Raw genomic sequence first — 8,877 nt, 5'->3', positions numbered from 1 at the left:
TGGCACGGCACCATTGAAATGCTGCTGCAAAGCCACCCCAGCCAGATCTCCAATCGCCTCCTCAATGAGGCTGTGGGGCTGGATTTAGGCCGGAGAGACAAAAAATCGGCTCACCGCATCCGGGCAATCATGACTATGTTGGGATGGTCGGAGGCCAAAAACATCGGGCCAAACAAGGAGCGAGGATTCCGGCGTAACCTCCCATAAACAGGCGCATGAGCCACCTTTCGAGGTGGCTTTTTTTATGGAGACGTGGAGACAAAAGGAGACAAAAAGGAGGCATAAAATAGACGTTTTAACTTATTGATATTATTGAATATAGACGTAAGAGACGTAATAAATATATATTAATATAATAAAATACCCTATACAGCCACGCCGCCACCGCCAGCAGTAAACAACCTCTCGTTATGTCTCCTTACGTCTCTTACGTCTATTTCTTTTATATTCAATTGGTTGCGTTGTCTCCCGTTTAGTCTCTGGAGACGTTTATTTGTCTCCGCCTTTGTCTCCGCTGCCGCATAGCGTCGCAAAGTGCATCCCCGGAGGGGTGCAGCTGCGTGACGCGGTTCTGCTTTGGTGGATGGTTTGAGGGGGTAGCGGTATGGGCCGTGCTTTCGCACGGACACTGCAAAATTCACTGGCCCGGTGCCAGATCGGCAGCTGAGAGCCTCATGATACGGTTACATTTTGGCTACGGTGTTTTGTGGTATGGCGGGGGTTTACGATGGTAGAGCGGCGGACAGGTGGCAATATGCCCGCCGTTTTGGTCATTTCTGGCGGTTCATTCCGCCGCGCATAATGTCTGCCTCTGTACCGGGCTTGATGTCGTACATAAGGCGCTCAGCCTCCTGCGCTTTGAGCAGTGCGAGGATCGCGGATGCCACGGCGCGGGTCATCTGGGGGTCGTTGTCTACAACGGCTTTAAGCTGGCGGGCCCTGAGCCCTGTCAGGTCTTTGGCGTGTTGTTGCAGGAGCTCGAACTGCTGGGCGGTGAAGTGGTTCCGCAGCTGTCGGATCTTCGCGCTGGGTGTCTCGTTAAGCAGCTGCTGTGCGCGTTCGCGCTGCTCCATGAGGCTGGTCACGTTGTCCGGCTGCTGTTCTTCCTTTTCGGCGTTGGCGAACCACTCCCGCACGGTTCTGGCGGGGATCCCTGTCTGACGTGCGACGCTGGCGGCAGTTGCACCCGGTTCTTTGCCGAGGATAAGCACCTGCTGGCGTTGCTGTGGGGTGTACGTTGTTCTGCCCATGGCGATGGATTCCTGGCTGATTGAGAATGACGCCATGGTGGCATCACGACTGTTTTGTGTGGCAGCGCAGCTGCCGCCATACCGATTGCTCTATTGAAGTTAACTACAATATGTATTACAGTTAAAAAAATACAAATTGTAGTTATTCAAATAGAGAGATTAAACTCATGCCAAACCTGAAAGAAATTTTAAAAAATAGTCTTTTTAATCAAGTCGATGATAGCGTTTCAGCCCCTATATCAATCCGACTTCCAACCATTTTAAATAATGAGTTGGACGAACTATCTTTGAGTCTTGATCGCTCTAAGAGCTCACTGATCAGCGAATTTATTAAGGCCGGGGTCGCTGCTGCGAATGAGCTACTAAAAGAGCACTCTCTGATTAGCGATGAATTGAAAGAGCAGTTGGTTGATCAGCGCGAGGATAGCGCTGCGAGCTTCATGGATAGAAAAGCCTTCATGTTAAATACGAACTACAACAACGATGAAGAAACGCATTTCGATATGGTTAAAAACCAAGAGGCGGCGGCTTTTTGCAAAGGCTGGAAAGAGTATATCTGCCAGCTTTCTAAAGGCGATAAGGTCTATCTGTATCAGAGTGGCGTAGGCATCATTGCTTCTGGTGTTGTGGATGGTGATCTGGTGAAAAGCGAGCATTACGGCGTAGCTGATGATAAATACGCTAAGCCACTCAAAGATTTTAAAACCGGCTTTAAGGCTATCTCCGCGCGTCGCTTTAAAGAGTTAACCGGGGGCGGAGCTAATTTCCGTAGAACGATGATAGAACTCACCTCTATGCAGGCTCATGCTATTGCTCAAGAGATCGAGAGATTAACGTCTAAGCAGTGATAATCCTCAGATAAGAAAGGGGCCCGGAAGGGCCCTTTTTATTTGTAGTATTAATTACAGTAAGTATTTCCCAGGCTGTCAGTCCGGCAGCTGGTCTGATCCCCATTCGGTGATGTGATGTAGGTATTTCCCAGTGAATCAGTCCGGGCACTACTCCCATCACTGCCGTAAGTGTTCCCTAATGAGTCAGTCCGATACTGTGTCTGGTTCCCGTTCCCGTCTGTTACGTAGGTGTTTCCAAGGCTGTCAGTGCGAGACATTGAGCCATCTGATCCGTATGTATTACCGAGCGAATCTGTGCGATAGCTGGTCTGGTTGCCGTTGTCATCGGTTACATAGGTATTACCGAGCGAATCTGTACGCATAGTGCTGGCCTGTACGGTAACGATGCAGCCAAAGGTTAAAGCAAACAGCAAAGGTATATTGATTTTCATAATAAATAATCCGTCACACCATATTGATTATCATATAGGCCCCCGAAGGGGCCCGGTTGTTATGCCTGCCACTCGAACAGTCGGCAGACGGGCAGGGTCAGCACCCGCCCCTCTGTAGTTCTGAGGCTTACTTGATGAATGCCGCGCCCGTTCATCGCTACACTGCGAGGTTTTCCGTGCTGGTAGATCTGCCCATGCTCAATGCTGAGTCCGGGGAAGGTTTGCGCCGTATGACGCTGTGATGCAATAATCATAATGTTGGTTCCATTGGGTTGGTTCTGACAAAGGCGCGGTTACGGTGGCCACCTGATCCGCGCCGCCTCTGGCCCTGCTGCGCTCCAACGCAACGGGGCCAAATCTTTTCTACTGCTCCCGTGTTACCCGCAGCACCGTAGAGCGTGAGCAGCCCGCCAGTCTGGCGATCTCCCCCGTCTTATGTCCTGCGGCGGCGTATTTCAAAATCTTCTTATGCAGTGCCGTGTTGGGCTGTTTCCCTTTATATTTCCCGGCCTCTACTGCCTTTTGGATGCCCTGCGCCTGACGTTTCCGGCGTGTCTCGTAATCGTCGCGGGCCCATGCTGCGGCAATATCGAGCAGCATCGAGTTGAGCGCATCGAGTACCACGTTGCGAACGTCGAAACCGCCCGCCCCGGTCGGCTGTTCTCCCTGCAATACCGCCAGCGTCGTGGGGATGTCGCAGCAGACGATGCGCAGCCGTTTGGCTCTGATCCGTTCTTTCAACTGCTCCCACTCTGAACGGGTGAGGCGGCTCAGGCGGTCGAGCTTTTCAACCAGCAGGACAAAGCCCGGCCCGGCGTCGTGCAGCAGTTTATTGAGCTGCGGGCGCTCCAGCTGCGTGCCGGAGATATTCTCCCGATACCAGCCGCAGATCGTCAGGCCATTAGCTGCGGCAAAGGTTTTGAGCTCATCCTCTGCGCGGCTGGCGTCCTGTGTCTCAGTGCTGGCCCTCATGTAAATCATGCAATTCATCGTTAGCTCCCGCGCTATGGGGTGTTTTCTGTAGTGCGTTTTTAGATATTGCGTCTTTTAAGTTAAAAAATCAATCTATAAGACGCATTAATCACTGCTTTTTTGAGGTGTACCCAAAAAGTCACCTTTGCGGGCCAACGGCACGCCCCCTACCGCTCTGGTCGTGACGGCAAACTGTCATGGTCAGCATTCCGCTGGCTATAACGAGAAAGGGCATACCGAATGAGCAAAGAAAGCGAAAAACACGTTGATCGTGTACTCAACCAAATTTCCACCCGGCTGGAGAGCCTGACGGTCTCCGGGCCTAAATTAGGCGACCTAAGCACTCTCCGGTCACACATGCTGCGTCTGCTGGATAAGGTCAGCGAGCAGGAGATCGCCGCTACCGGGCTTCGCCTGCGCCTTGAGATTGAAAATGGGCAGGTTTCCTCTTTGGAGTCCCAGCTGGCGAATCTGAATGAGCTGATCGAGGAGGGTAAAGCCTGCCTACGTTCTGGCGAACCTGTTCGCCCTGAGTGTGGTATGGCTCCGGCCCTTCTGCCTGAGGTGAAAAACGAACTGGTAGCGGCGCAGCAGGTGGCAGCAGCCACCCGCAGCGAGCTGTCAGCCTGCCAGCACCAGATCGATATGCTCAATGCAAACGTAGACCGTGCGGCTGAGGATGCGTATCTGAGCGCCCATCTGGCCTACGTGAGCACTCTGCTGCGTGAGTCCATGGATCTGGCTGCGATGGCTGGCGCGAAAGTAAGCAATGGCGCGGCTTCGGTTACGCTGGATCGTCGTCTGGGGCTGCTTCTGCAAAATCAGGGTATGGTTCTGGCGCTTAAAAATTACCAGGGGGATCGCGCTAATGGGTAATTTCCAAAAACTTCTTGAGCTGCTGCGTGATGCGCAGGGCCCTGTGACGCTGACTAAAGCGCTGTCTGTGGCTTCCGGTCAACCTCTGGCGCGTCAGTCGCTGGATTTAGCGCTGAAAAGCTGTGTTGAGCTGGGCGTGCCGGAGCATCATCAGAGGATGCTCAAAGATATGGTTGCAGCTGGTGAGGCTGCTGGCGTTTCTCAGGAGGAGATCGAGGGGCGAATTGCTGGCGTTATGCGCCGATTCTCCACTGAGCCAATGACCAAATCCACCGCTGGCGATGTGCTGGCGCAGGCAATGAGCGGTTCCCCTGTGCAGTCCGTCCCGGATATGACGATCACCCGCAACCTGTCGGTTGAGCAAATCCATCTGGCCCGGCAGCAGCAGATTGCCGATCAGCAGCTGCTGCGCGAGTGTGAGAGCGCTGGCGTTTCAAGTGGGCAGATTGTTGAGCTGAGCGAGGCTCTTTCTGCCTCTCGTGGCCTTCCAGACGCTGCCCGTGCCCCCGGTATCGCTGCCGTTCGCCAGCAGTTGACTCAGGCGCAGCCGTCGCCAGCGGCTCAAGGCATCGACTGGAGCGCCCACGGATGGAAATAAACAGCCGGGCCGTATTGCTGGCCTGTCTGTCTGCGCTGCGCTTGCCTGCGGGTGAGCGCACTTCTGATCACGTCATGCAGCTGGCACATCTTCGCACCGTTCTGCGTAACGAGGGGTATTCCTCCCCTGCTATTCATGACGACGCGGCTTTACTCAAAGAGGCTGAGGGGCTGGCAAAGGCCCGCCGTGAGTGGCTGGCTGACTCCGCTGATATGCGTCAACGCCATGCCGAACTCCAGCACCTTGTTGCGTTAAACCTCTTACCTGAGGATGAAGCGAGGCAGGAACAGGGCGATAACTACCGGGAGCACCAGTTACGCGATCCGGTTAAGCAGGAGGGCAAACCTGAATATGATTGAGTCCAATCTGGTGATCCCCTCGCGCGTTATGGCCCCCCATGACGCGCAGAAAAAGCGCAGGATGCACGCAAGGATCCGCACTGCGTCCCGTGAGAGGATGCGCCGGGTAATGGCTGCACCAACGTGGCACTGGCGCTACCCTACGCCGCCAAGAGCATAAAAAAGGGCCCGAATATGGGCCCTTGTCTTTTGCGTGCCAGCACGCCCCTACCGCTACCGACTGGCAAAGCTGCGCGGCTGCGTAAAAGAGCTTTTTACCGGGACGCTTTGCGTTTGCGTGCGCCCGTCCGGGTATTGCAGGTTTACGTTGATATTGGCGTCAGAAATATCAATTTTCCCTCCGCGTTGCCCGGCTGGCATGGTTTCTGGTGCGATCTTGTAGTTGTTCCGATCGCTCAGCGCCATGTTTACGCCAGCTTTAACCTCAGACTGTGGGATGCTGGCATTTCGCGTATTTTCTTTCCTCAAAATGGCTTTTGTCACATTCAGCAGCGTGTTCTGGTCGGTTAAGTCCAGTTGCTGATCTGGCCCGTACCCTGTCCATTCGCTTGCCTGCCGGATGTAGCGCGGCACCTCAGGATCGCCACTGGCATATGTGCTGACAATCTCGCGCAGGGTGCGCTTGCGTCCGCCTTTGAATGCCCCGGTGCTATAGCGCAGCAGCTGCCCCGCCGACGCTGCGACGCCTGCCTGCTGAGATGGGAAGCGCCGCCAGTTGCCGTTAACGTCTTTCACGTTGCCGACATTGTTCCCTGCCCAGTTTTCGGCAGCACCGCTGCCAGCTGCGGCGGCGGATGGTGAAGAAATATAGTTGCTGTCGAGCGCAGCCTCTCCTGCTGTTTGCGGGCCGTATGCAGCTGCGTGTGCATTTGCATTGCCCTGCTCTACAAAGTTGAGCTGCTGCTGACGCATGATGTGCTGCTGGCGTTTCAGTGCCCTGTATCGGTCGCCATCTGGCCCCATGGTCTGCATACCGACGCCCTTGTCCTGCAAGGTGTTCATTTCCTGCTGGTAGGCATCGAGACGCCAGCCGTATTTGCGGCGGGCCTGCTGCTGCGTATCGAGGCGCATCCCCTTCTCATAATCGCGGCGCAGACTGTCCTCACTGCCCCCGGTCATTTTGACCAGCGCCATACGCATGACATCGAGAGCAGGCAGGGCGCGGCGTGCATAATCCTCAAATTGATTATTAAGTTTCGCTACATTATCGCGGATCTCGCTCCCTTCTGTTTTAGCCGGGCCATGCGTTGCGGCAACCTCAGTGAGCACGTCTTTCAGCTTCTGCGGGTCAGCCCCTCGAAGGGCATCGGTAAGGCGCTGGCGTTCGCCAGCATCAAGGCTCCCACGCTTGAGGTACTCATTGCCCATGACCTCCAGCCCTTTGCCACTTTGGATCTGGCCCAGTGCTGCGTAACTGGTTGCGTTTACGCTGTCAGGGTTAATTTTCAGGCGTCTGAGGCGATCAGAAACGCCGCTCATATCTGCGCTGCTCATTTGGTCAATTGCCAGCGCGTCATTGATACCGACGCCAAGGTGGCGAGAGAGCGCCACGACTGAATCAGGGCCGTAACCATAGGCGCGATGGATGCTCTGCCGGGTCATATCGAGAAGAGTCTGATCGCCCTGATAATTGCCGCCGAAACGCTGACCGTACAGCGAATCAGGCCCCAGAGTGCTGCTGATTGTGCCGAAAGCGCCGCCAGACTGGAGGACTTCAAGCGCCATCGGGTTATTGATGCCGTTGCGGAGGGCCATGCGGGCCATAAATGCCCGTGATGGGTCGCCCATCGCGCCACCGCGCTGAAGGTTCGCATTAACGCGGCCCAGCAGGTTGGTGGAGCCCTGCAAATCCATACCGGGGATCCCTGAGCTCATCAGGCCAGCCATTGCACCCGCATAGCCAGGCACATTAGGCGCGGTCAGGCTCATGCGTGCCTGTTGGGTGGCAAAGTCGCTGATTGCCTGCATGGCTTCGCCAGCCTGAGCAAACGCACCTGATTTGCCGATAGCCTCCCCCATGAGCAGGCCCATGCGGCGCAGCTGCTGATCGTTATTTACGACACGGGAGGCGGAGAGCTGTCCGATTGTGCCCGCGACGCTGTTTGAGTCGAGACCGTAGGAACGTGCCAGACCGCCAGATACCAGCATTCCGGTGCCAAGGTTCTGGCCCGGCTGGATGTTAGCGGCGCGGGAATAAGTGGAGGCCAGCGCGATTGCGTCACCGTTGGTCATGCCCAGACGGTTGGCGGTACTCATGACACCACGCTGGAGGCTGGAAAAGCTGACAATTCCGCCCACTTGACGATAGAGCTTATCCAGCCCGATCACGTTGTCCTGCGCCTGTCCGATCTTGTCCGCAATCGCACCAATGATTTTGCCGACGCCGAGAGCTGCGAGACCGCCTACCAATCCCATGAGCCCTGCACCTGCACCGCCAGAAAGCCCGGCATTCATTGCGCTGCTAATGGTGCCGCCAACCGGGCCAGCGTTGCGTAGCATCGTGCTAAGATGGTTCTGCCATGCCGGAGGCTGGTTATTGTTTTGCGGCCTGCTATGAGGCGCAGGTGAAGGATTTGATGGGGTAGGTGCTGGCGACTTAGGTTTCGGCGCTGGCTGGTCGTTAAACTCCACGCCGAGAAACTGGAGCATGGACTGCATTTTTTTGATGCGTACTGCCTGATCGGTATACATCTTTGACCAGTCAGCCATAAGCGGGTTAGTCGCGCCCTGTCCGGTCTTGCCCATGGTCTGCTTGAGCTCTGTCTGGATGGAGAGCAGCTTCTGCATTTGCTTAATGAAAGCATTCAGATCGTCTTTTGAGCGCAGGTTAATGGGCTCAAACTTCTGTTTATTGGCCTGCCCAACCTGCGACGCAAGGACGCGGATCTGGTCGTTGACCATCTGGATCTGTTGTTTAAGGTCAGCAGCGTCAAACTGCGCACTGACCGGGATTTTAATAGCCATGGGATGCCTCTTTTTGTTGTGAGGCCCCAGTGTGTTGTCACGACAAATCAGCCGCTCGTAGCTGTGCCAGCAGGGCGAGAAGTTCCGGCCCGTCGCCACGTTCGGTGTCAATCATGAGCCCGTCCAGATACTCCCATTCGCCCAGCGCAGCCAGAATGCAGGCCCGTAAGCGGTTAAACAGGAGCTGCGGCACCCGTTCCAGCGTTAGGGGTAAAGTGGACGCCAATTGCAGCGCAGCTGCACCGCTACCGCTTAGGGGGAAATCGCTGTATGCAGCCCGGTAGACGCCGAAATAGCGCGGCTGGACTGGCTCCGGGTCAATCCAGTTGCGTGAGACATTATTGCCGGAGGAGGTAGCGCTGGCATTGCAGCAAGGGCATGACGCAGTAACAAAGCCTGATCGGTCTCTGGCAATTCGCAGCGGTGCCCGGTGACAATCGGCGCAGATGGCTGCGGTGTCTGCTTTATCCTCCACTGTGGCGTATATCTCTGCTGCTTCCTGCACTGTCATAAACTGCATGGGGGAGCGTGGAATGGCGAGCGGTAGCGGGCGTGCCTTCGGCTCGCATTCTGGGC

Annotated in this window: 9 protein-coding genes and 1 pseudogene; 5 read left to right on the top strand and 5 right to left on the bottom strand. The window is 55.5% G+C overall.

From position 1 onward, the window contains the following. Positions 1-207, top strand: a 207-nt coding sequence (locus tag M8370_RS22340) for a hypothetical protein (protein WP_250021757.1), incomplete at its 5' end; no start/stop codon positions are given. A 563-nt stretch (positions 208-770) separates the two neighbouring features. On the opposite strand, the gene M8370_RS22335 is transcribed toward M8370_RS22340, so the two are convergent. Next, a complete protein-coding gene (locus M8370_RS22335) occupies positions 771-1,286 on the bottom strand; it encodes a transposase (protein ID WP_250021756.1) in 516 nt (171 codons plus the stop codon). Positions 1,287-1,417: 131 nt separating this feature from the next. Here M8370_RS22335 and M8370_RS22330 point away from each other — a divergent pair, with 131 nt between their 5' ends. Beyond that, positions 1,418-2,098: a ribbon-helix-helix domain-containing protein gene (locus M8370_RS22330; RefSeq protein WP_250021755.1), complete on the top strand. Its 681-nt coding sequence runs from the start codon at positions 1,418-1,420 to the stop codon at positions 2,096-2,098. A 493-nt stretch (positions 2,099-2,591) separates the two neighbouring features. Here the strand turns inward: M8370_RS22330 and M8370_RS22325 are convergent, their stop codons facing one another. Next, a complete protein-coding gene (locus M8370_RS22325; RefSeq protein ID WP_008324022.1) occupies positions 2,592-2,786 on the bottom strand; it encodes a hypothetical protein in 195 nt (64 codons plus the stop codon). A gap of 109 nt (positions 2,787-2,895) precedes the next feature. Then, positions 2,896-3,522, bottom strand: a complete 627-nt coding sequence (locus tag M8370_RS22320; RefSeq protein ID WP_008324021.1) for a recombinase family protein — start codon at positions 3,520-3,522, stop codon at positions 2,896-2,898. Positions 3,523-3,744: 222 nt separating this feature from the next. Here M8370_RS22320 and M8370_RS22315 point away from each other — a divergent pair, with 222 nt between their 5' ends. The 3 genes from M8370_RS22315 to M8370_RS22305 are packed head-to-tail and all read left to right on the top strand — an operon-like array spanning position 3,745 to position 5,337. Continuing rightward, positions 3,745-4,380, top strand: coding sequence for a hypothetical protein (locus tag M8370_RS22315; protein ID WP_250021754.1), 636 nt, complete (start codon positions 3,745-3,747; stop codon positions 4,378-4,380). Further along, positions 4,373-4,978: a hypothetical protein gene (locus M8370_RS22310; protein ID WP_008324019.1), complete on the top strand. Its 606-nt coding sequence runs from the start codon at positions 4,373-4,375 to the stop codon at positions 4,976-4,978. The genes M8370_RS22315 and M8370_RS22310 overlap by 8 nt, the downstream gene beginning before the upstream one ends. Continuing rightward, complete coding sequence (locus tag M8370_RS22305; RefSeq protein ID WP_008324018.1) at positions 4,969-5,337, top strand: hypothetical protein; 369 nt, start codon at positions 4,969-4,971, stop codon at positions 5,335-5,337. The genes M8370_RS22310 and M8370_RS22305 overlap by 10 nt, the downstream gene beginning before the upstream one ends. Positions 5,338-5,550: 213 nt before the next feature. Here M8370_RS22305 and M8370_RS22300 read toward each other — a convergent pair whose 3' ends face one another. Next, the gene (locus tag M8370_RS22300; RefSeq protein ID WP_250021753.1) at positions 5,551-8,301 is read right to left on the bottom strand and encodes a lytic transglycosylase; all 2,751 of its coding nucleotides are present in this window, start codon (positions 8,299-8,301) and stop codon (positions 5,551-5,553) included. A gap of 37 nt (positions 8,302-8,338) precedes the next feature. Beyond that, a pseudogene (locus M8370_RS22295) lies at positions 8,339-8,877 on the bottom strand (hypothetical protein); the annotation flags it as partial.

This window comes from Enterobacter cloacae complex sp. OE43NF (assembly GCF_023544405.1).
In the GTDB taxonomy this organism is placed as follows: Bacteria; Pseudomonadota; Gammaproteobacteria; order Enterobacterales; family Enterobacteriaceae; genus Enterobacter; species Enterobacter cloacae.
This window is presented reverse-complemented; position numbering and strand designations above follow the sequence as displayed.